The sequence below is a fragment of the uncultured Shewanella sp. genome, from assembly GCF_947495455.1.
Classification (GTDB): domain Bacteria; phylum Pseudomonadota; class Gammaproteobacteria; order Enterobacterales; family Shewanellaceae; genus Shewanella.
The window spans coordinates 41,582-65,727 of sequence record NZ_CANLZC010000019.1 but is presented as its reverse complement, the minus strand read 5'-3'; the positions used below and the strand labels follow the sequence as shown (position 1 = coordinate 65,727).

Sequence of the window (24,146 nt, the reverse complement as noted above, 5' to 3'; positions counted from 1 at the left end):
AAAGGCAATAAGCATTCTTGCAATAATACGCCTTGAATTAGGCACTTTTACAGGCTCTGAAAACATGCATCTTCAAGCATCACGGGTATAAGTAAGGCTATTATTTCATTGGTTTTTTGTTTAAGGAGTGTTTCATCGCTCTTTGACTCAACATTAAGTCGAATGACGGATTCAGTATTAGAATGACGTAAATTAAAGCGCCACGCTTGTTGTTCATTGATAAAGGTTAAGCTGATCCCGTCGCAAGTCTTTAGGCTTGACGCGTGATCTTGATAATGTGCTTTAACCTTATTGATCGCTTCAATTGGCTGATTAACCTTTATATTCATTTCGCCCGAGTTGGGAAAAGTTTGCTGACCTTTGGCAACCATGGCAGAAAGGGGGATGTTTTTTAAGCTTAATAACTCAATGACTAATAACCAAGGGATCATACCACTGTCGCAATAAGAAAAGTCTCGAAAGTAATGATGGCCACTATTTTCACCACCATAGATAGCATAGGTTTGACGCATTTTCTGTTTAATAAACACATGTCCAGTTGGACACTGAATCGATTGCCTCCGAAAGGATTGGCAAATGTGCTGTGTATGCCAAATTAAACGCGGATCATGAACTATGTTTGAGTGAGGATCTTTTTGTAAAAAAGCCTCGGCGAGTAAGCCCACAATGTAATAACTATCAATAAATTCGCCTTTCTCATCAAAGAAAAAACAGCGGTCAAAATCGCCATCCCAAGCGATACCAAGATCAGCCTGATAATGCTTCACCGCATTTTGTGTGTCAGCGCGATTTTCTTTCAGTAACGGGTTGGGCACACCATTGGGAAAATGTCCATCAACTTGATGATTTATTTTGATAAATTTAAGTGGCACTCTAAGCTGTTTAAATTGTGATTCCAGTACATCAATAACGTGTGCAGCAGGTCCATTGCCTGCATTCACCACCACTTTGAGGGTTTTGAGGTGATGAGGTTGAATGTAAGACAAAAGGTGATGGATATAGTCTGACATGAGGTTGAGGGGGCGGTAGTGACCTCTTGTTGAATGTTTATGGGAAAAAGCTTGGCTTTCTGCCAATGCTTTTATGGATAATAACCCATTTGTTGGACCAATGGGTTCTGCATTTTTGCCGACCAACTTCATGCCGTTAAAATCAATGGGGTTGTGGCTTGCGGTCACTTGAATACCAGCGTCTAATTTTAGATGGAAAGTGGCAAAGTAAACTTCTTCTGTCCCTGTTAACCCTAAATCGAGCACATTCACTCCAGCATCCATTAATCCATTTGCTAACGCTTGTTTTAGACTGGCTGAGGTGAGTCTGGCGTCACCTCCAAGCACCACAGTCTTAGGTTTAATGATGTCTGCAAATGCTCTTGCAATTCGATAGGCTATTTCCGTGTTTAATTCTGTTTCGAGCTTTCCTCGAATATCGTAGGTTTTAAAACAGGTGAGGGAGCGAAATGATGCTGTCATTATCTGCGGCCGTAGTGATCACTGAAGCGAACGATATCGTCTTCTTTCAGGTAAGTTCCCGATTGCACTTCAATGATTTCAAGTGCTATTTTACCTGGGTTTTCAAGTGAGTGTATTGTGCCTATGGGAATATAAGTGGATTCATTGGCACTGAGTAATAATTGTTTTTCGCCATTGGTAATTTTGGCTGTCCCCGATACCACTATCCAATGCTCAGCTCTATGGTGATGCAGTTGTGTGGACAGTTTTCCTCCGGGTTTGACACTTAAACGTTTTACTTGGAAATGTTCACCTTGGTCAATGAGATCGTATTTTCCCCAGGGACGAAATACTTCCCTGTGTTGCTTATGCTCGATTCTATTTTTCTCTTCGAGGTGAGCAACGACTTTTTTGACTTGCTGTACTTGATCTTTTTTGGCGATCAATACAGCATCTTTGGTTTCAACGACAATAAGATCGGTTAATCCTATGATGGTGATAAGCTTATTCTCAGCCTGAACGAAGGTATTATGACTATTAATGTTAATCACATCACCCTTAAAGCTATTGCCGAATTTGTCTTTATCACTGATGTCACATAATGCAGACCAAGAACCCACATCGCTCCAAGCATGAGGTAAGGGCACCATGACAGCATTAAGTGTTTTTTCCATGATGGCATAATCAATAGAGTTGCTTGGGCAATGATGAAATGCATTGGGTTCAACGCGAATAAAATCTAAGTCTTGTTGACTATGGGCCATTGCATTTTGACAAGCGGTATAAATATCGGCTTGATGTTGCTTTAATTCACTTAAATACACACTGGCTTTGATTAAAAATATGCCACTGTTCCAGAAGTATTGTTTGTCATTTAAATAGGTTTTGGCCGTCGTTAAATTCGGTTTTTCTTTAAAACTCTCAACCTTAAAAGCCTCGACCTTAAAACTGTCAAACTCCTGCTCATGGTATGTTTTTATTTTTGCACCGACTTTAATGTAACCATAGCCCGTCTCTGGGTGCGTAGGAGAGATCCCAAATGTGACGATATGATCAGACTGAGCGAGTGTTGAGGCTTTGGCTAACGTTTGGCAAAAAGCCTCTGCCTGCTCAATATGATGATCGGCGGGCAGCACTAATAATAAAGGATCGATTTCATCGAGATTATCTGTCTTTTTATTTTGCAGTGTCGATGCATGCAGGGCACCTAAAGCGATAGCGGGAGCGGTATTTTTACCTGCGGGCTCGAGAATAATCCCATTGTGGGCAAGGTTTCTTTCTCGTAATTGCTCAGCAATCAAAAATCGATGGGCTTCATTGCATATGACAATTGCAGGTAAATGGGGCAATGTTTTTAAACGTTCGAGTGTATTTTGCAGTAAGCTTGTATTTCCTAATAATGGTAAGCATTGTTTTGGATAGTGTTCACGGGATAATGGCCAGAGTCTTGTGCCTGTTCCTCCTGCGATAATGATAGGTAAAATTGCTTGCATTGTGCTGCTCGTGTAAAGTGCCTCTTGGAAATATGAGTGACAGAATGTTAGCAAAAATAGCGGCAATTATCTTGAAAACTCAGTCATTATTGAGACTTGAATGATTCAAAATGCTCCACTTTGGCTTCTTCTGCACTATCAATGCGTTCACTTATCGCTAAATCAATATAAAATGATAGGCCTATGATACGCCATAATGGTGTTTATCGCTGTTTCTTTTTGAGTGAATAAATCAAAATCGGTTTAAAAGCGGCTTTTTGCATTAAGGAAATAAATTGATTTATGAGTTAAGTGTGAGCTCATAGGAGGGGGTATGCGTTTATAATGCATTAATTTGGTTATCTTTATCATCAATGTCAGTTTGTGGTACTTAAATTCCATCGCTTTTAAGGGGTGGCTGTAAGGATGAATATAAAAACATTATGGCAAAAAATAAAACGGCTTATGTGTGTAATGAATGCGGACAAGATTTTCCAAGATGGCAAGGCCAATGCAGTGCCTGTCAGGAATGGAATACCATCACTGAAGTCCGTTTAGGTCCGCCTATAGCGGGGAAATCGGCCTCTTTCAGTGGCTATGCGGGCCAAGGTTCCAGTGAAATAAAAACGCTAAACCAGATTGATTTGGATGAACTTCCTCGTATTGCCAGCTCTTTTACTGAGTTGGACAGAGTACTGGGCGGTGGCATTGTTCCTGGTTCTGCTATTTTAATTGGCGGTCATCCTGGTGCAGGCAAAAGTACTCTATTACTGCAAACCTTGTGCCTCTTAGCTGAGTCTATGTCTGCGCTGTATGTAACCGGGGAAGAGTCACTACAGCAAGTGGCTATGCGAGCTAATCGATTAGGCTTACCCACGGCTAATTTAAAAATGCTCTCTGAAACCAGCGTTGAGCAAATTTGCCAAATTGCGATGCAAGAAAAGCCCAAAGTGATTGTGGTCGATTCCATTCAAGTCATGCACATCAGCGAGGTGCAGTCATCTCCTGGCAGTGTCTCTCAAGTGAGAGAGTCAGCCTCCTATTTAACGCGTTTTGCTAAACAAAATGGGATTGCGGTGATCATGGTTGGGCATGTAACAAAAGATGGTAGCCTTGCTGGTCCTAAAGTGTTGGAACATTGCATTGATTGTTCGGTGATGTTTGAAGGGGATAGCGACAGTCGATATCGCACTTTACGTTCTCACAAAAACCGTTTTGGGGCAATTAATGAGCTTGGGGTTTTTGCCATGACGGAAAGAGGATTAAAAGAGGTGGCGAATCCATCGGCGATATTTCTCTCTCGTGGTGATGAAGATGCATCGGGATCCTTGGTGATGGTTGTTTGGGAAGGGACGCGTCCCTTGTTAGTGGAATTACAAGTGTTAGTCGATAGCTCTGCAATGGGAAATCCAAGACGAGTAGCAGTGGGCATGGATGCGAATCGATTAGCCATGTTGTTAGCTGTGATGCATCGTCATGGTGGTTTGATGATGGCGGATCAGGATGTCTTCGTCAATGTGGTGGGTGGAGTCAAAGTGACAGAAACCAGTGCCGATCTCACTTTATTACTAGCCATGGTGTCTAGTTTTCGAGGAGATGTATTAGCCCGTGACTTGGTTGTGTTTGGTGAGGTGGGTCTATCCGGTGAGATAAGGCCTGTACCAAATGGGCAAGAGAGAATAACGGAAGCGGCTAAACATGGATTTAAACGTGCTATTGTGCCAGATGCGAACGTGCCTAAAAAAATTCCTGCTGGTATGACGATTATCGGGGTCAGTAAACTCTCTCAAGCGTTAGAAGCGTTGTAACTTTTATAGCATAACTTAGTGCTTTATGGCCCCTAGAGGTGATTGCTCAATGGAACGAGATGGAGTATGTTCATATATTCAACAGGCTTAGGCCAATCTCTTTACATGTTTATATCGGCTTAAGCATAGACTTAATACAAGGAAAGAATGAATGTCTACTAATACGCTAGAAGCTTGGCATCAAATAGTGAACAAGAGAAATCCCAGTGGGTTGTCAGAAATATTAAGTGATGATGTTGTGTTTTATTCTCCGGTGCTACATACCCCACAAGTGGGTAAAAAAATGACTCAACATTATTTAAGTGCTGCATTTTATCTCTTTTTGAATGCCCCTTTTCGCTATGTCAGGGAAGTCGTTGACAGTCATAATGCTATTTTAGAGTTTGAAGTGGAAATTGATGGGATCAGTATTAATGGTGTCGATATGATTAAGTGGAATGAGACTGGGAAAATTGTTGAGTTCAAAGTGATGATCAGGCCACTTAAAGGGGTACACCTTATTCAGCAAAAAATGGCTGAGATGCTAAAGCAGGCTGAGAATGCTTGAGGAGCCGTAGCGCTTAAGCATTCTATATGGGTCTATATGGGTCAATGATTTTGCTTTGTTATAGTCTGGGGTCTTTTATTTTGAATATCACGAATAGATAAGGCAAAGTGATGTCATCTTTGTCTTATTTGTTTATTTCATTACAAAAAAACGAAGATAATGAACTTAATCACAAACTTTAGTCGAGGGGGAAGAAAAGATTGACCGATAAAAAAAATCATGGTTAGTATTAATCAAATCAAGCGAATAGATAGGTCATGTATGACAGCAATTACTCATGTTTACAACTACACCATTCGATGTCCTCAGGTTAAAGATCCCGCTCATCCAACTAGCTGGCTAAATCATATTGAAATAAATCACTCTTGTGAAATAGCCCTTGATCGCATTAAAAAGTGGCATAATCATTCTGGCACGCGTGTATTTGAGTATGAAGGATTTACAGTTAGGCAAGCAGAGCAAGAAGAGGCTTATTTTTCATTGCAAAGTGATCGACTTAAAGAAGACTTCCATACTCTCGTAACAATTAAAATCTATTTTGATGGCAAAACAAAAGATACGTCTGTGCAGAACATCATGCAGCATATTATTCGAGATTACCATGTGCGACTTAGCAAGGTTTAGTTGTTTTATACGCCCAATTCGATCGCTCTTCTTTTTGACGTTTGGGTTGGGTACCTAAGTTTCTCTCAATTACCAATTAATTTCTTGATATTATCTTTGCACTTCCCTATCTATTTGGGTCTTACATTTCTCTGCTCAGTGACTCATTTCGACTAAAATCCCCCAAACGACTTATGTAATAAAAATGAAGCAATATGTTAATACTATGTACACCTTGATGGTTTTACACTGATACTCAGTGAATGTAATTATTGATTCTTTATAGGATGAAATGGTGGAAATAGTGATTAAGATCAGAAAAATAGCTTTATTAATTTCCTGTGGATTATTGGCATCTAATGGATATGCAGCCTTATTACCCAGCGCGCAAAGTGATAGTCAATGGTTTAAGGATAGTGCAGCCCACCTTGTGGAACAAATACAGCTGCAAAAACAAGATCGCGCTAAAAATGTGATCTTATTCATTGGTGATGGTATGGGAATTTCAACCCTGACGGCAGCGAGAATCTTAGAGGGCCAGCAGCAAATTGGTCATCAAGGTGGAGAAGAAAACTTTTTAAGTTTTGAGCGATTCCCCTATAGTGGTTTAGTCAAAACCTATAATACGAATCAACAAGTTCCTGATTCCGCAGGCACAATGACAGCAATGGCCACAGGGGTTAAAACGAAAGCGGGAGTCTTATCTGTATCGGATACCAGCTTACGTTCAAACTGTTTATCTTCTAAAGGCAATGAACTCATTACCCTCATTGATTTGGCTAATGGAAAAGGACTATCAACTGGGGTGGTCAGTACTGCGCGTTTAACTCATGCAACGCCAGCAGCATTATATGCAAAAACGCCTCAACGTCAGTGGGAATCTGATGCGAACTTATCTGATGAAGCCATTGATAATGGCTGTCTTGATATTGCCTATCAACTCGTGATGCGGAATAAAGGTGAAGCGTTAACGGTGGCGCTTGGAGGTGGGCGACAGAACTTTATCACAGAAGACACCATTGATGGTGAAGCGAGCCAAGGTAAGCGCCAAGATGGATTAGATTTGACGAAAAAATGGGTCGAGAATTTTGATAATGCGGTTTATGTTTGGAATAAAGCTGGCTTCGATGCTCTTGATGTAGAAAACACCTCGCATTTATTGGGTTTATTTAATCCCTCTCATATGGAATTTGAAGCGGATCGCCTCACAGACAGTGCGGGAGAGCCCTCTTTGACAGAAATGACGACTAAATCTATTGAAATATTGAGTAAAAATGAAAAGGGTTACTTTTTGATGGTGGAAGCAGGGCGAATCGATCATGCTCACCATGCCGGCAATGCTCAGCGAGCGCTTTATGACACCATAGAATTATCCAACGCTGTGAGGGCTGCGGTTGAAAATACGGATCCCACAGACACATTGATTATTGTTACTGCTGATCATAGTCATACGTTAACTATGGCGGGTTATCCAAAACGAGGTAATCCCATATTAGGGTTAGTTCATGGTGTTGATGGCGACATGTCGCTTGCTTTAGATGGTAAGCCTTATACCACCTTAGGGTATGCGAATGGACCAGGAGCAGTCTCAGGCGAGCGGGATAATTTATCCTTATTAGATACACAAGATATTGATTTTATGCAACAAGCCTTAGTGAAAAAAGGTGGTGAAACCCATGCCGGAGAAGATGTGAGTATTCATGCTATTGGTGCAGGGGCACATTTAGTTCAAGGGGTGATGGAACAGAATGTTGTTTTTCATATTATCAACCAAGCACAACAGCTTGGTGGCACTAAATACTGAACTTAACACATCAATTTTGCATTAATTTTTGGAGCATAAAATGAATAAAACGGTATTGGCAATGACGCTTTTGGCGGTATTGGGATTAAGCGCGTGTAATGACGATGATGATAATCTCGTTCCACTAACAGATGAAACTAGCCTTGAACAGGGCACCGTAACGGATGAGTACAGTCATGCTAATTGGAGCGCAGTGAATCAATGGTATATTGATGGTCAGCAACGGGTTGTCGAAGCGGAAAAATTAACGAGCAACAATGAGGCGGGTTCCGCTAAAAATATTATTTTATTTGTCGGAGATGGAATGGGCGTTTCAACCATCACAGCGGCGCGTATTTTAGAGGGGCAATTAAGTGGTCAAACTGGAGAAGAAAATATCTTATCTTTTGAAAGTTTTCCTTATGTTGGGTTGTCTAAAACCTTTAATACCGATGCACAAACACCAGATTCAGCGGGCACAATGGCGGCAATGATGACAGGTGTTAAAACTGATGCCGGTGTTATTTCTCTTGCAGAAGGCGTCATTCGAGGGAATTGTGCATCCACAAAAGATCAAGACTTAGTGACAGCGTTAGAACTTGCTGCCATGGCTGGCATGTCAACGGGGGTGGTATCGACAGCAAGAGTGACTCACGCAACACCTGCAGCGACTTATGCTCATGTGCCAGAAAGAAATTGGGAAAGTGACGCCGATTTACCAGATGAGGCGGTAGCCAATGCTTGTAGCGATATCGCAAAGCAGTTACTCGATTTCAACGACGGTAAAGGAATGAATGTCATGTTAGGGGGAGGGCGCCGTGCTTTTATTCCTAATACTCTAGTGGATGGAGAAGGTCAAAGTGGTAAACGTCTAGATGGTGTGGATTTAACAGAGCAATGGCTCAAGCAATATGATAATGCCGCTTATGTTCAAGACAGAGCGCATTTTATCGACATCGATCCCCTAGAAGTTGATCACTTATTGGGGCTCTTTAATTCATCCCATATGGACTATGATGCCGACAGAACAACAGAAGGAGTGAATGGCGAGCCATCACTGGCTGAAATGACGGCAAAGTCCATCGATATTTTACAAAAAAATGATAAAGGTTTTGTATTAATCGTAGAAGCGGGCCGTATTGATCATGGTCACCATGCTGGTAATGCCGCAAGGGCGCTTTATGATACTATTGCCTTATCGAAAGCCGTAAGGGTTGCTATGGAGAAAACCTCTTCAAAAGAGACCTTATTAATGGTGACTGCCGATCATAGTCATGTGATGACCATGGGCGGCTATCCTATTCGAGGTAATCCTATTTTAGGTCTAGTAAAAAGTACGGATAAGAATGGATTGGCAGAACTCACTTATGAAACCGATAGCCATGGTTTGCCATACACGACATTGGGTTACGCTAATGGGTTAGGCCATACTCCGCTTGAGGTGGGCGGTGATGAGCGTTACGATTATCCCGCTTCGACGGGTCGAGTGGATTTAAATTATATCGATACGCAAAGTCTTAGCTATCATCAAGAAGCATTGGTTCCCCTTAATAGTGAGACCCATGGTGGTGAAGATGTGGCTATTTATGCCCAAGGTCCAGGTGCCCACCTGATCCAAGGTACTGTTGAGCAAAATCATATTTTTCATGTCATTAATCATGCTGGTAATTTACTGAGTAAAGCAGAAGCTGCGCAATAATAATCATTGAAAATCAAAACCCAATTGCCCTTGGTTATTGGGTTTTTCATTATTAAACTTCCTGAGGTTATTGGGTTTTCATCATTCAATTTCCCGCTCATCTTTAAAAACTCATCGACACTTCATTTTTCAATAAAGGTCGATATGATTGTATGTACAGTGAGAAAAGTGGTGAGAATGGGATTTTTCACTAAGCTTGATAAGGTAAATGTTATTGGATAAATAGGTGATATTCATGGCACTAGAAGATTTACTTTATTTACAAGGTATTGGCGATGAATACGTGGATTATAAAGGTGAGACTGTGGTGATCCCTGATGCCGATAGGCAAGGAGTATTACGCAGTCTCATGTCTCAATCAAGCCAAGTGGTGGATGAAGAAGAAATCGATTCCCCTCTTAATGATGAGCAAATCCAAAGCCGTATAGAGGAATTAGCGCATCATTCTTGGACTTTGCCTCTACCTCGTTTTCAATATTGTTATATTGATGAATTGAAAATGGATATTTTTTTACCTGCAAAATACCAAGGTAGCATCAAGTTAAGTATTGTCAGCCCTCAAGGTCAGCTGTCTAGTGTCGTGTTAACAAAAGAAGCATTGATGAGTGTAGAGGAACATGTTTATGCTGAGCAGAAATACATTAAATATCGCATTGATTTTTCAAGCACAGATATCACTCCTCGACTCGTTCTTGGTTATCATCAAGTCAGTATCGTGTTATTAGCCTTGTCGTTGAAGCGATTTGTTGGATGCTTGATGGTGGCGCCTAGAAAAGCCTTTAGTGGGCATTTTACTGATACTCACTCAAAGAAAAGGATTAAACCTTGGGGAGTGAATATTCAGCTTTATAGCCTACGGAGCAGTCGGCAATGGGGAGTGGGGGATTTTACGGACTTATATCAACTCATTACTATTGTCGCTAAGAAAGGCGCTGATTTTATTTTACTGAATCCTCTACATGCCCTTGATATAAAAGAGCCTGAGCAAGCCAGTCCTTATAGTCCTACTGACAGACGAAGGATCAATCCGCTTTATATTGGCATTGAGGAGGTTAGCGAGTTTGTTTATGTTAAAAGTCATATTGAAACCTCATTGTGGCACGCAAAAATTGACAATCTTAATGAGACTGACTGGGTCGATTATAATCATGTTTTTTCACTAAAATATCAGTGCTTTGTGCTTTTGTATCAAGCTTTTTGTGAACATGAGCAAGCTAAAAATACCTCAAGGTATAGGGCGTTTCAATCATTTATATCTGAAGAAGGCCAAGCGCTGCAAGAGTTTGTGTTGAGAGAAGAAGTCTTATTTGCCGACAGCAATAATGGCATGCCTGTTGATGCGACTTTTTTTTGTTATTTACAATTTGTTGCTGAGGAACAATTACAAGCTTGTCAAGTACATGCTAAAGCAGTTGGTATGTCAATCGGCCTTATTCGTGATTTGGCCGTAGGCGCAAAGAGTAAAGGGGCTGAAGTGGGGGCGAATTTACCTCAATATGCCACTAAGTTGAGTGTTGGAGCGCCTCCAGATAATCTTGCTCCACAAGGGCAAAATTGGTGTTTAACACCTTTTGATCCCATTAAATTACAGCAATCAGCCTTTGCGCCTTTTATTCAGTTAGTGCATCAAAATATGCGTTATTGCGGTGGCTTAAGAATTGATCATGTGGTTGGCTTATTACGCCTATGGTGTCGGCCAATTAATCAGTCGAGAGGAAAAGGCGCTTATGTTTATTATCCTATGGATACTCTCATTGCCATTATTAATTTAGAGAGTCAATTAGCCCAATGCTGTGTCATAGGTGAAGATCTAGGCTTGATCCCTGATGCCTTAACCCAAGCTGTTGCTAATGCAGGGTTTTATGCTAATGAAGTGTTTTATTTCTGTAAGGATTGGCAAGGTTTTTTTGCGCCTAAAGATTATAAAAAACAAAGCATGATGATGTTAGCTAACCATGATGTTCCTACATTGGCGGCTTGGTGGTCGAGCAGTGATTTACATTTACGCTTTAAATTATCATTAATTGAGTCTGAAGACGCCCTAGCGGCGTTATTACATCGACGTTGTGAAGAGAAGCAACAATTACTGGATATTCTTATTTGGAAGCAACTCTTACCCTCGAATATTGCTATGGAAACCTTAGCTTTTTCTGAGCTGTTAATGGCTTGGGTAACCCTTTGTGCTTCTGGGGTATCACAGCTTTTTAGTGTGCAATTATGTGATTTATTGGCCGATATTCATGGGGTGAATATTCCTGGTACGTGGCAGGAGTACCCTAATTGGCAAAGAAGGTTAACATCGACACTGGCAGACTTAGAGCAAGATGCACGTTTTTTAGCATTATTGGATGCCATTCATATTCAAAGAAATGAACAAAACTAATTGAATTTTAGACATTGATTTAAATTTAAATGATATGGATAAGGTGACATGGAAACAACTGAAATTATTAAAGATGTTGTTTATGCCAATCATGATTTTTTGCCTGCTTATTATCAAGAGGCAGATAAAAAGTGGCCGTTAGGTATGCAGCTTATCAGAGATAAAAAGGCGCAAAAGGACAAGGTGAGCATTAACGTTTTTTTGCCTGAAGCGTTAAAGGTCGATGTGATGAGCATTGATGGACTTGAGAGGATTTCAGTCTTAGATAAAGTCAATGAAGTTGGGCTTTTCTCTGTTGTTTTACCGCATTGTTCTCAGCCTTTTTTATATAAGTTATTAGTGAAATATCCTTTGAGTGTTGAGGAAATCATTGATCCTTATCAATTTCATAGTTTGCTTTCTGACATTGATACCTATTTGTTTTCTGAAGGTAATCAACACCAAGCGCAACGACTTTTAGGCGCTAATTGGTTATCTTACTCAAATATTTCAGGCGTATTATTTAGTGTGTGGGCACCCAATGCCCATTCAGTGGCCTTGTTAGGAGACTTTAATCATTGGGATCCCCGTCGCCACTTAATGCGTAAACATGAAAACAGTGGTATTTGGGAGCTTTTTATTCCTGATGTGCTGGAATATCAACATTACAAATTTGAAATACACACTCAGAATGGTCAAGTGTTTCGAAAATCAGACCCTTTTGCTAAACAAATGGAGTCTGCGCCAGGTAATGCTGCTGTGATCCCTACGGCAAAAGAATACCAGTGGCACGATAAAGCATGGCTCACTCAGAGAGCAAAATCTCGATGGCATGTATCAGCCATGTCTATTTATGAAGTGCATTTGGCTTCTTGGCGTCGAAGTGGCGATGACAAGGCCTCTTATCTCGATTATGCCACCTTGATTAAATCGCTCATACCTTACGTTAAAATGATGGGATTTACGCATTTACAGTTAATGCCGATCAGTGAATATCCTTTTGATGCCTCTTGGGGTTATCAGCCTATTGGTATGTTTGCACCGACTTATCGATTTGGCGATCCCACTGGGTTAAAGCGTTTTATTGATGCATGCCATTTAGCTGGCATTGCTGTGATTTTAGATTGGGTGGCTGCCCATTTTCCTAAAGATCCCCATGGATTAGCCAACTTTGATGGCACTTGCTTATTTGAACATGCAGATCCTCAAAAAGGAGAGCATCCAGACTGGAATACCTTAATTTATAACTATGACCGTTCAGAAGTGAAAAGTTATTTGTTGAGTAATGCGTGTTATTGGCTGCGAGAATTCCACTTTGATGGGCTTAGGCTCGATGCTGTCTCTTCTATGCTGTACTTAGATTACAGTCGAAAGCCTGAACAATGGCGACCCAATCAATGGGGAGGGAATGAAAATTTAGAGGCCATTGCGTTTCTGCGGCAATTGAATCAGGTTGTTTATCAAGATTTTCCTGGCGTTGTCATGATAGCGGAAGAGTCGACTGCTTGGCAGGGAGTGACCCATCCTACATTTCAAAATGATAAGGCACTGGGTTTCGGCTTTAAGTGGAATATGGGCTGGATGAATGACACTTTAAGTTATTTAAAACGGGATCCCATTTATCGGCATTATCATCATAATGAGATGACGTTTAGTTTAATTTATTGCTTTAATGAGCACTTTATTTTGTCTTTAAGTCATGATGAAGTCGTTCATGGAAAAGGCGCTTTATTGGATAAAATTTCTGGTGATGATTGGCAAAAGTTCGCTACATTGCGTTGTTATTATGGTTTTATGTGGGGACATCCGGGTAAAAAGCTGTTGTTTATGGGGGGCGAATTTGGTCAGCGTCAGGAATGGAGCCATGACAGGGAGCTAGACTGGTCATTATTGGCTTATGAACCCCATAAAGGATTACAAGCTTGGGTGAAAGATCTCAATCATCTTTATTCATCTCACAGCGCTTTATTTGATAATGAAGATCAAGGAAGCTGTTTTCAATGGTTAGATTGTGATAACCACATAGACAGTATTTTTGTGTTTGTTCGTTTTGGTAAGAATGTGAATAGTCACCTTGTTTTTGTCGTTAATATGTTGGCCGATGTGAAAGAGCAATATCGAATTGGTTTACCTAAAAATGGAATTTATTCTGAGCTACTCAACAGTGACAGCAAGTATTACGGCGGCTCAAACAAAGGCAATGAGGGGTATATTTTTCCTATTGATGAGCCCTATCAGAACATGGCACAAAGTGCGTTAATTACTGTGCCACCATCAGGGTGTTTAATTCTCGCGCCTACTGTCAATGAAAAGCAATGAAAAACAATAAGAATGCTAAAGCATCTCAAACCATTTCATTACTAAGTCTAATAAGGTTAAGGTTTTGAAGGAGCAAAAATGGAGATCAGTGAAGGTAGGGCCTATCCATTAGGAGCAACAATCGATGATGAGGGAGTCAATTTTGCACTTTTTTCAGCCCATGCGACTGAAGTGATACTGTGTTTGTTTGATGAAAGCGGTCAGCAAGAATTAGCACAGTTGCCTTTGCCAATGAAAACTCAAGATACCTGGCATGGCTATGTTAAGGGTGCCAATAGCCAAACACTGTATGCTTATCGAGTTGATGGTCCCTATCAGCCCTTGCTAGGTCACCGTTTTAATCGGCATAAATTGTTATTAGATCCTTATGCAAAACAATTTCATGGTCACCAAAAAGAAGATGCGAGTTTATATGCTCACATACACGATGAAGGTCATGACGAGGATGATTTATCTTTTGATACCCGTGACAGTGCGCCTTATATGCCTAAGTGTAAAGTCGTCGATCATCGTCATTTATTACCTATTCCCCCTGTAAACAAAGAAAAAGTACCGAGTAATAAAGCGCAGCGTCTATCAAGCAATATTCTATATGAATTACATGTTAAAGGTTTTACTCAGCAGCACCCTCATTTAAAGCAAGCCTTAAAAGGGACATTTTTAGGTTTATGTGACGAGCAAGTGATCCAATATTTAGTGGATTTAGGGGTGACAAGTGTTGAACTCATGCCTGTCCAATCTTTTTTTGATGAATCATTTTTGCATCACAAAGGCCTGACGAATTATTGGGGCTACAACAGTATTGGTTTTTTTATTCCGCATCATGAGTATTTAGTCAATAACGATGTGTGTGAATTTAGGCATATGGTGACACGGCTTCATGAAGCTGGCATCGAGGTGATTCTAGATGTTGTTTATAATCACAGCGCGGAAGGCAATCGATTAGGGCCGACATATAGTTTTAAAGGTATTGATAATGTTAGCTATTATCGTTTAGTGGCCAGTGATCCTCGTTATTATATCAATGACACTGGCTGCGGCAATACTTTGAATTTGGCTCATCCACGCGTGTTGCAGTTAGTGATGGACTCTTTACGTTATTGGGTGGAGGTCATGGGGGTTGATGGTTTTCGTTTTGATTTGGCGGCGACATTAGCAAGAGAGCTTCATGGATTTGACCTCAGTGCGGGTTTTTTTAAGGCCATTGCGCAAGATCCCGTTCTTTGCCAAGTGAAATTAATGGCCGAGCCTTGGGATTTAGGCCCAGGGGGCTATCAACTGGGGAATTTTCCCATTGCCTGGAGTGAATGGAATGACAGATTTAGAGACACAATGCGGCGTTTTTGGCGAGGAGATGCTGGCATGTTACCTGAATTTGCGAGGCGATTTCATGGCTCTAGTGACTTATTTGAGCATGGGGGCAAACCCCCTGCCAGTAGCATTAATTTTATTACTTGTCATGATGGGTTTACCTTATGGGATTTAGTCAGTTATGACCATAAGCATAATGAAGCCAACCTTGAAGATAACCGTGATGGTCGCCAAGAAAATTTTAGTCATAATTATGGTGAAGAAGGGAAAACATGCGATCAAGATATTAACCGAGTGAGAGCGAGGCAATGTCGCAATTTATTAACCTCACTTTTTCTATCTCAAGGCGTGCCTCTATTGCTTGCTGGAGACGAGGTGGGCCGTACTCAAGCAGGTAATAACAACTCTTATTGCCAAGATAATCATTTAAGCTGGCGAGATTGGACAAATACGCCATACTCAGATGCGTTGTTTTGTTTTACTCAAAAATTAATTCGTATTCGTAAACGTTTTCCCCTGTTGTGCCATGTTGAATATGTGCATCACAGTATGAATGACAAAGCGCCGGGTTTAGATTGGTATTGTCGTCAGGGAATGCCGATGACGAAACAATTATGGAGTGAAACTCAGACTCGGACATTGAGTGTTGTGATAAGCGGTAAACTGGAAGGCAGTGACAGTCAGCAACAAGCTTTACTATTAATGCTTAATAATGAATTAAGTGCATTACCTTTTATTTTACCACAGCTTGCAGGTTTTCAAGCATGGCAATGTGTTTTATATACCCATGATACTGGTTATGAAGCAATAGAGTCTAAGGGAGAGAACAATGAGCAAGTGTATCAACTTCAAGATCGTAGTTTGATGCTATTTCATGCCTATCGAATAGGAGAAAATGAATGACTGTTCACCATAATGATTCAAGTAAAACGCCTGTCAAGCCAATGACATTACCGACAGAGACGAAGCAAGACAATAAAAACGCGAGTAAATCACCTAAGAAAGAATTTGTCGATTATCCTCATTGTAATAGTTGCGATCCTTTAACGGCGACGTTTAAGCGAGTGGTGATAAATGGACTAAGCCGAGATGAAAATAATCCTTATGATTTGTTTCATGCATTAGCGTTGAGCGTCAAAGAGCAAATGATGCATGATTGGCGCAGAACGCGTTTTCAAGACACTCAAGCACAACGTAAGCAAGTGGCTTATCTTTCTTTGGAATTTTTAATGGGTCGAGCGCTCGGCAATACCTTGTTAAATTTAGGATTAACCGAAGAAGCTGAGCAAGTCGTACAAGAATACCGAGTGAATTTAGCGCAATTGGAGACGCTTGAGCACGATGCGGGATTGGGAAATGGCGGCTTAGGTCGACTAGCGGCGTGTTTTTTGGACAGTTGTGCCTGTATGGATTTGCCTGTCACAGGGTATGGGATCCGTTATGAATATGGCATGTTCACGCAAAAAATAGTTAATGGTTACCAAGTTGAGCAAGCCGATCGCTGGTTGAAAGGGGGGCATCCTTGGGATGTGATTGCATCAAACCATAATGTATTGGTGCCGTTTTATGGGCGCTCTGAAGTTCATATCGATCATGAAGGCCGTCATCATCATGCTTGGGTTGATACACAAGATGTGATTGCAGTGGCTTATGATGTGCCCGTGCCGGGTTATCGTAACAATCGAGTGAATACCTTGCGCTTATGGAAGGCGCAAGCCACTGAAGGTTTTGACTTAGAAGAGTTTAATCAAGGTGACTATACCGAGGCGGTTGCCCATAAAAATTTGGCTGAACAAATCACTATGGTGTTATACCCTAATGACAGTAGTGAGAATGGAAAAGAATTAAGGTTAAGGCAGCAATATTTTCTTTCTTCAGCCAGTTTACAAGATATTTTAAATACTTGGGTGAAAAACTATGGTGTGAATTTTACTGATTTCGCTCGGCTAAATGTCATGCAGTTAAATGATACTCATCCCGCTATTGCTGTTCCTGAATTAATGCGGCTTTTGATGGATCATTATGATTTAGGTTGGAATGAAGCGTGGCAGATCACCTCTGGCTGTATGGCGTACACCAATCACACTCTATTACCTGAAGCCTTAGAATGTTGGCCTGTGCGTATGTTTGAAGTCATTCTACCTAGAATTTTAGACATTATTTATGAGATCAATGCACGTTACCTTAACCTTGTTGCTCACCATTGGCCTGGTGAAGCTGACAAGTTGACGCAAATGTCCATTATTGACAACCATGGTGAGCCGAGCATTCGCATGGCTTATTTGGCCATTGTGGCCAGCTTTTCCGTTAATGGTGTCGCTGGGCTACATACTCAATTATTAAAATCAGGATTATTTCAACATTTTTATGCTTTATGGCCTGAAAAGTTTAATAATAAAACCAATGGCGTCACGCCTAGACGTTGGTTGTCATTTAGTAATCCAAGATTATCAAAATTACTGGATCAAAGACTGGGGGGGAAATGGATAGAAGATCTAACTTTACTGAAAGGGTTAAAAGATTTTTTAAATGATGATGCATTCTTACAGCAATGGCGTGAGATAAAACAACAAAATAAAGTGGATTTAGCTCAGCTTATTCGAGAAGAGTGTGGTGTCGACTTTGCCCCAGAGATGTTATTTGATGTGCAAGTGAAACGCATTCATGAATATAAGCGGCAACTGCTGAATATTTTACATGTGATTTATTTATATCAACAAGTGTTGAAGGGCAATGTTGATAACATGGTACCGCGTTGTGTGTTGATTGCGGGTAAAGCTGCGCCAGGTTACGCCATGGCGAAATTGATTGTGAAACTGGCGAATAATGTTGCAGAGATGGTCAATAGTGAGCCATTGATGCGGCCGTATTTACGTTTTGCTTTTTTACCCAATTACAATGTCACGGCCATGGAGAAAATTTGTCCTGCAGCAGATCTTTCTGAGCAAATATCCACAGCAGGAAAAGAAGCGTCAGGGACAGGTAATATGAAGTTTATGATGAATGGCGCTTTAACCATAGGGACACTCGATGGCGCCAACATTGAAATATTAAACGCTGTGGGTGACGATGCATTTTTCCTTTTTGGCATGAATGCAGAAGAGGTTGCTCACTTGCGATCTCATTATCAACCTCAAGAGTTTATCGAACGATCCCCTGAATTATTTGAGGTATTAAATTTATTGAAAAGTGGGCATTTTAATTTGCTAGAGCCGGGGATTTTTGACCCTATCATACATGCCATCGAATCTTGTGATGAGCCTTGGATGACTGCCGCCGATTTTGAGAGCTTTAGGCTGGCTCAACAAGCGGTTTCTCGAACGTATTTGGATAAAACACGTTGGACTCAGCTGAGTATTCGCAATACAGCCAACAGTGGCGGTTTTTCCAGTGATGCCACCATCGCAGCTTATCGGGATGATATTTGGCATGTTTAAAATGTGTTAGTGATCATCTGATCGGTGTTTACCAAACTATAATGCAGTTGAATGTTATTATTTATTTCGCAATAAGAGAGAGAAGATGCCTAATCCTACTCCGCGTTATATCAGTAATTTAACTCGAGAAACCTATGCGCTCATTTTAGCGGGCGGCAAAGGAAGCCGATTACATGAATTAACTGACTGGCGAGCTAAGCCTGCTTTATATTTTGGTGGCAAATTTCGAGTCATCGATTTTACTTTATCTAATTGCATTAACTCAGGGATCAGGCGAGTAGGCGTGGTGACGCAATATAAATCTCATTCATTGATCCGCCATGTTATGCGAGGCTGGGGGCACTTTAAGAAGGAGTTAGGTGAATCGGTTGAAATTTTACCCGCTTCTCAGCGTTATTCTGATAATTGGTATCAAGGGACAGCCGATGCAGTTTTTCAAAATATTGATATTATTCGATATGAGTTGCCTAAATATGTGATCATTCTCTCTGGCGATCATGTTTATCGTATGGATTATGCGGGGTTGTTAGCCACCCATGAACGCTCTGGTGCCGATATGACCATTTCTTGTTTAGAGGTGCCAGTGACAGAGGCTGCGAATGCATTTGGTGTTGCTGAGGTTGATGATGAAAATAGAATTCTTGGATTTGAAGAAAAACCTACCATTCCCAAAGCTTTACCTGATGATCCTGAAATGTGTTTAGCCTCTATGGGCAATTATGTTTTTAATACCTCTTTTTTATTTGAACAATTGAAAAAAGATGCGCAAAACGAACGCTCCGGCCGTGATTTTGGTAAAGACATTATTCCCAGTGTGATAGCCGAGCATCAAGTTTATGCCCATAAGTTTCGTAGCCATTTTGGTGATGAAAAAGCCTATTGGCGTGATGTGGGAACACTGGATGCATTTTGGCAAGCCAATCTTGAGTTATTATCGCCGACACCTGCATTGAATTTATATGACTCTAAATGGCCTATTTGGACATATCAAGAACAACTCCCTCCGGCCAAGTTCGTGTTTGATGATGATGGGCGCCGTGGCATGGCGTTAGATTCTGTGGTGTCTGAGGGCTGCATTATTTCAGGGTCGATAGTAAGGCGTAGCGTGTTGTTCAATGAAGTGCGAGTCTGCTCTTATTCTGAGGTAGAAGACTCAGTCATTTTACCGGATGTGGTGGTTTTAAGGCACTGTAGAATTAAAAATGCCATTATCGATCGCGGCAGTGTGATCCCTGAGGGTACAGTGATTGGTTATGACAAGGAGCATGATAAAGCTCGGGGCTTTAGAGTGACACCTAAAGGGACTGTGCTTGTCACTCGAGAAATGCTGGGCTTGTCTACAGGTTTTGATTAATAACAAATTGATTAATAGTTAATTAATGAGTAGTTAATTAATAAATGAGGAGCAGCAGTGAAAAGCGTTTTGATGTTGGCGGCGGAAAATGGGGCGATATCTGGGGCAAAGGTAGGGGGAATGGCGGATGTTATTCGTGATTTACCTAAAGCATTAATGTCGCAAAAGATCAAGACCGATGTGATTATGCCAAGTTATGGTTTTCTTGCTCAATCGAGCAATGCACAGATCTTAGGGTCGTTCACTGTCTCTTTTGCTGGCGAGACATTCACGGTAACCCTTTTTAGTTTACTCCATCCTAAGGTGGCAAGCTGCAAGATTTATTTTGTTGAGCATGATAAATTAACCAATGATCAAGGGAGTATTTATTATCATGGTCAGGCCTATCGCCCTTTTGCTGAAGATGCGACAAAGTTTGCTTTTTTTTGTCAGTGTGTTGCGACGGCATTAAAGGCGGGAATGCTAGAGCTGCCTGATTGTGTGCATTTACATGATTGGCACATGGGAATGTTTGCTTTGTTAAGGGCGTTTGATCCCCATTATTTATTATTACAAGCCATACCTTGTGTGTTCTCTATTCATAATTTAGCCTTGCAAGGCATACGGCCACTCGATAATGATCCCGATGCCTTAGCCACTTGGTATCCTGAGCTCTATGCCGGACTGAGCGCTGAACAAAAAAGTCAAATTATTGATGTGAATTTTCTCGATTGTATCAACCCTATGCGCGCTGCCATTCGCTTATCGAATAAGGTGCATTTAGTGTCTAAAAGCTATGCTAAAGAAGTGGTCAAGCCTTCGAACCATCACATGGGTTTTTTTGGCGGTGAAGGGCTTGAAGCCGATTTGCGCTTAAAAAAGAAACAAGGTCAGTTAGTGGGGATTTTAAATGCATGCGTATATGATGAGCCTGAATTGCCTTTAAGTGAGCCTTTGCAGTCTGCATTAAGACGTGAGTGGGCATTATTAAGTCATGCTTTCTCTGCTGGCACTTCATTAAAACATGATGATTGTGATGAGAATACTCTTTTAAAACCTCAAGATCTTGAGCCAAAAAAGCGTTCAACGTCTTTAGCAATGAACCCTTGGCAATCTAACTGTGCTCAATGGCAGAATGTGGTCAAGTTGCTAGTGTTAATTGAGCAAGCGCTATTATTCTGGGGGGCCAGACGCAATAATGTGAGTCCTATCGATAGTATCGCATTGCATCGCATATCAAGCCTATGGCGGCAGTTACAGATGGGGTGGCAACCGGATTTTCTTATGACATCTGTGGGTCGATTAACCGATCAAAAAGTGCTAATACTGCGCCAACCTTCTCATTCAAAACCCAACGCCGTATCGGTACTTGAGGCTTTATTAGTGCAGTTTTCATTGGCGCGGCCCAATGGGCTATTTGTCTTTATTGGCAGTGGTGATGAAAGGATTGCACAAGAATTTAAAATGCTTGCTGCTAAATATCATCAGTTTATTTTTCTTGATGGTTATGATGAAACGCTTGCGGATTGCCTGTTCAGATCGGGAGACTTGTTTTTAATGCCAAGCTCTTTTGAACCTTGCGGGATCAGCCAAATGTTGGCCATGAGACAAGGACAAATTTGTTTGGTTCATGGTGTCGGTGGCCTCAAAGATACGGTTAGCAGTAAAACAGGTTTTGTTTTTAAAGGGGCAGGGCTAAAAGAGCAAATTGAGCAGTTGTTAACGACTTTTGATAAAGCAATGGCGTGTATTGGCAGCCGTAAATGGCAAACCATGCAGCGAAATGCCAAAAAGCAGCGCTTTTTGTGGTCTGACATTGCAATGCAATATAAAACCGATTTATATGGCTTTTCTCATGATAAAAAAGATAAATCAGAAAAAGTGGTTGTTCGGCGAGTGAAATAATGCATGAGCATTATAAAATGATACTTATAAAAGCATGCTTTCATCGATACTATGGTATTGAGCAGCAGCATCAATTAATGACTTAGCCGTCAAACTCGGCACGCCATAGACTTGAGTTTCAACCCCATATTTTTGATAGACTTTGAGCAATAATAAATCAAAGTCACCGTCACCCGACAATAAAATGATTTTATCCACTTCACTGGCCGCTTCCATGATATCTATGGTGATCCCCACATCCCAGTCACCTTTGGCAGAGCCGTCACTGCGTTGAATAAAAGGTTTGAGTTTCACGTCAAAGCCTATGTGTTTCAATGCATCTTGAAATTTCAGCTGACCATCATCGCCCTTATGAATGGCGTAAGCGGTGGCATGGCAAATTTCACCTTCATGGCTTAAGTGTTGCCAGAGTTTGCGATAGTTGAATTGACGGCCATAGGCCTGACGACAGGTGTAATAAATATTTTGTACATCAACAAATATCGCCAGCTTTTTCATGAAATCTGTCCCTATAAACAGTGGAAGGTGAGAAGTGTCTTAATGGGAGAAAGATAACATATTTATAAGTGCATTGGCGTCCATCTTTTTGTGGTCATGGATGTAATGTTACCTTTTATTTTAAACATGTAGGCGTTTGAAGGCACTGGGGCTGAGGCCTAGGGCCTTTTTGAAATAACGGCCCATGTGACTTTGGTTAGCAAAACCACAGTTTAGGGCAATATCACTTAAATTGTGTGCATTGGCTTTAATTAACGTTTGTGCGTGTTGTAATCGTAATTGGCATAAATAAGCCTGAGGCGTCATGGCAAAACTGTGTTTAAACATACGGCAAAAATGATATTCACTTAATTGGGCCAATGTGGCGAGCTCATGTAAATAGACTTGTCGATGAAAATGCGCCTGCATGAAATCAGTAACGATCCGTTTTACTTTGGGTGATAGCCCGCCTTTTAAGCCTATGATATTAGGCATAGATTGTTGGCTTTGCAATAAACTGATGAGAATACTATCACTGAATTGCTTCATCATGAGCTGAGCAGTGGGATCCCAGTTTATTGTGGCCATTTGGTGTCGAAACAAGGCTTCTAAGGTTGGGTTTTCAAAAAAGGTTAATTCGGGAACGGCGATCTGTCTGGGATCCCAGTCAAACACGGTTATTGCCAACTGCTTTAAATAATCATCATCAAAATACAAATGCATAAATTGTTGCGTGTCGCCTAATTGCCAATGACTTTCACAATTTTGTGGCATCAAACAAAAGCGGCCAGGGCCGCCGGGGGCTGATTGCATGTCGGTGCGATGGGTTTCATACCCTCCGGCTAAATACATGCTTAAGGTGTGCTGGTGGTGATTATTGTAAAAAAGACGTTCTTTCTCGTTTTGGTATTGTGCCCAAGATAAATTAGAGCCGAGGGATAATTGTCTGACACATACTTTTTCTGACTGCTCAAAACTGAGCACTTTTGAATGACTTGTTTTCATATCCTAATCTTATGACTATTTTTTATGGCTATCAATATGAAAGAAGGATTGATAGTAGGCCTATTGCAAGTAAAGCGCAATATCGTGTTAGTTTTCTCAATATCTTGATAGAGCGAGTGGTTAAGCTTAGCAATAATGACGTGATTGGATATTAACAATGAAGTGGAAAGTGCAATGGGTCGTAACATAAATGCTGTATCAAACAACACAACCAATCCGATACGAGTCAATGAAGGCAGTACAAATAAGGCAATTAATTTTGAAGAGAAGTTATCTTTATTTTCTGATTATTGGTCACCCAAAGTCATCGCAGAAATGAATCAATACCAGTTTAAGCTGGTCAAAATAAAAGGTGAGTTTACTTGGCACAGTCATGATGATACAGACGAAGTGTTTATTGTGATGAAGGGGGAAATGACGATTGCCTTAAAAGATACTCAGATCTCGTTAGCAGCAGGAGAGATGTATGTCGTACCAAAAGGCGTTGAGCATAAACCTTATGCATTGAATGAATGCCAAATAATGTTGATCGAGCCCAAAGGAGTGGTCAATACAGGTGATGCGGGTGGAGAGCTTACGGCACAGCAGAATGTATGGATATAAGTTTACTCTTTTCATTTTCTATTTAAATTTA

At 40.9% G+C, this 24,146-nt stretch carries 16 protein-coding genes; 12 read left to right on the top strand and 4 right to left on the bottom strand.

Annotation, left to right across the window (positions count from 1 at the left end):
* Window positions 1-47: 47 nt before the first annotated feature.
* Window positions 48-1,472, bottom strand: coding sequence for a phosphomannomutase CpsG (locus Q0791_RS07600; RefSeq protein ID WP_299004381.1), 1,425 nt, complete (start codon window positions 1,470-1,472; stop codon window positions 48-50).
* Window positions 1,472-2,944 carry a mannose-1-phosphate guanylyltransferase/mannose-6-phosphate isomerase gene (locus Q0791_RS07595; protein ID WP_299004379.1) on the bottom strand — a complete coding sequence of 491 codons (1,473 nt, stop codon included), beginning with the start codon at window positions 2,942-2,944 and terminating at the stop codon, window positions 1,472-1,474. The genes Q0791_RS07600 and Q0791_RS07595 overlap by 1 nt, the downstream gene beginning before the upstream one ends.
* 422 nt (window positions 2,945-3,366) lie before the next feature.
* Here Q0791_RS07595 and radA point away from each other — a divergent pair, with 422 nt between their 5' ends.
* The 11 genes from radA (at window position 3,367) to Q0791_RS07540 (ending at window position 22,030) form a co-directional block, all read left to right on the top strand.
* Window positions 3,367-4,731 (top strand): DNA repair protein RadA, encoded by a 1,365-nt coding sequence (gene radA, locus Q0791_RS07590; RefSeq protein ID WP_299004377.1) that lies wholly within the window; start codon window positions 3,367-3,369, stop codon window positions 4,729-4,731.
* A 151-nt stretch (window positions 4,732-4,882) separates the two neighbouring features.
* Complete coding sequence (locus Q0791_RS07585; RefSeq protein WP_299004375.1) at window positions 4,883-5,278, top strand: nuclear transport factor 2 family protein; 396 nt, start codon at window positions 4,883-4,885, stop codon at window positions 5,276-5,278.
* 261 nt (window positions 5,279-5,539) lie between these two features.
* Window positions 5,540-5,902, top strand: a complete 363-nt coding sequence (locus tag Q0791_RS07580; protein ID WP_299004373.1) for a cytoplasmic protein — start codon at window positions 5,540-5,542, stop codon at window positions 5,900-5,902.
* Window positions 5,903-6,173: 271 nt separating this feature from the next.
* Window positions 6,174-7,685, top strand: coding sequence for an alkaline phosphatase (locus Q0791_RS07575; RefSeq protein ID WP_299004371.1), 1,512 nt, complete (start codon window positions 6,174-6,176; stop codon window positions 7,683-7,685).
* Window positions 7,686-7,725: 40 nt separating this feature from the next.
* A complete protein-coding gene (locus Q0791_RS07570; protein WP_299004369.1) occupies window positions 7,726-9,363 on the top strand; it encodes an alkaline phosphatase in 1,638 nt (545 codons plus the stop codon).
* A 235-nt stretch (window positions 9,364-9,598) separates the two neighbouring features.
* Window positions 9,599-11,746 carry a 4-alpha-glucanotransferase gene (gene malQ / locus Q0791_RS07565; protein WP_299004367.1) on the top strand — a complete coding sequence of 716 codons (2,148 nt, stop codon included), beginning with the start codon at window positions 9,599-9,601 and terminating at the stop codon, window positions 11,744-11,746.
* Between the two features lie 48 nt (window positions 11,747-11,794).
* Window positions 11,795-14,044, top strand: coding sequence for a 1,4-alpha-glucan branching protein GlgB (glgB, locus tag Q0791_RS07560; RefSeq protein WP_299004365.1), 2,250 nt, complete (start codon window positions 11,795-11,797; stop codon window positions 14,042-14,044).
* Between the two features lie 78 nt (window positions 14,045-14,122).
* On the top strand, window positions 14,123-16,258 hold the full coding sequence (gene glgX / locus Q0791_RS07555) for a glycogen debranching protein GlgX (RefSeq protein ID WP_299004363.1): 2,136 nt from the start codon (window positions 14,123-14,125) through the stop codon (window positions 16,256-16,258).
* Window positions 16,255-18,792: a glycogen/starch/alpha-glucan phosphorylase gene (locus tag Q0791_RS07550; protein ID WP_299004362.1), complete on the top strand. Its 2,538-nt coding sequence runs from the start codon at window positions 16,255-16,257 to the stop codon at window positions 18,790-18,792. The genes glgX and Q0791_RS07550 overlap by 4 nt, the downstream gene beginning before the upstream one ends.
* A gap of 85 nt (window positions 18,793-18,877) precedes the next feature.
* Entirely contained in the window at window positions 18,878-20,146 is a 1,269-nt protein-coding gene (gene glgC, locus Q0791_RS07545) for a glucose-1-phosphate adenylyltransferase (protein WP_299004360.1), read from the top strand.
* A 57-nt stretch (window positions 20,147-20,203) separates the two neighbouring features.
* Complete coding sequence (locus Q0791_RS07540; protein ID WP_299004358.1) at window positions 20,204-22,030, top strand: glycogen synthase; 1,827 nt, start codon at window positions 20,204-20,206, stop codon at window positions 22,028-22,030.
* Window positions 22,031-22,054: 24 nt separating this feature from the next.
* Here the strand turns inward: Q0791_RS07540 and Q0791_RS07535 are convergent, their stop codons facing one another.
* Entirely contained in the window at window positions 22,055-22,528 is a 474-nt protein-coding gene (locus Q0791_RS07535; protein WP_299004356.1) for an NYN domain-containing protein, read from the bottom strand.
* A gap of 120 nt (window positions 22,529-22,648) precedes the next feature.
* Window positions 22,649-23,512, bottom strand: a complete 864-nt coding sequence (locus tag Q0791_RS07530) for an AraC family transcriptional regulator (RefSeq protein ID WP_299004354.1) — start codon at window positions 23,510-23,512, stop codon at window positions 22,649-22,651.
* Between the two features lie 174 nt (window positions 23,513-23,686).
* Between Q0791_RS07530 and Q0791_RS07525 the strand changes: the two genes are divergently transcribed.
* Window positions 23,687-24,115, top strand: coding sequence for a cupin domain-containing protein (locus tag Q0791_RS07525; RefSeq protein ID WP_299004352.1), 429 nt, complete (start codon window positions 23,687-23,689; stop codon window positions 24,113-24,115).
* Window positions 24,116-24,146 lie beyond the last annotated feature (31 nt).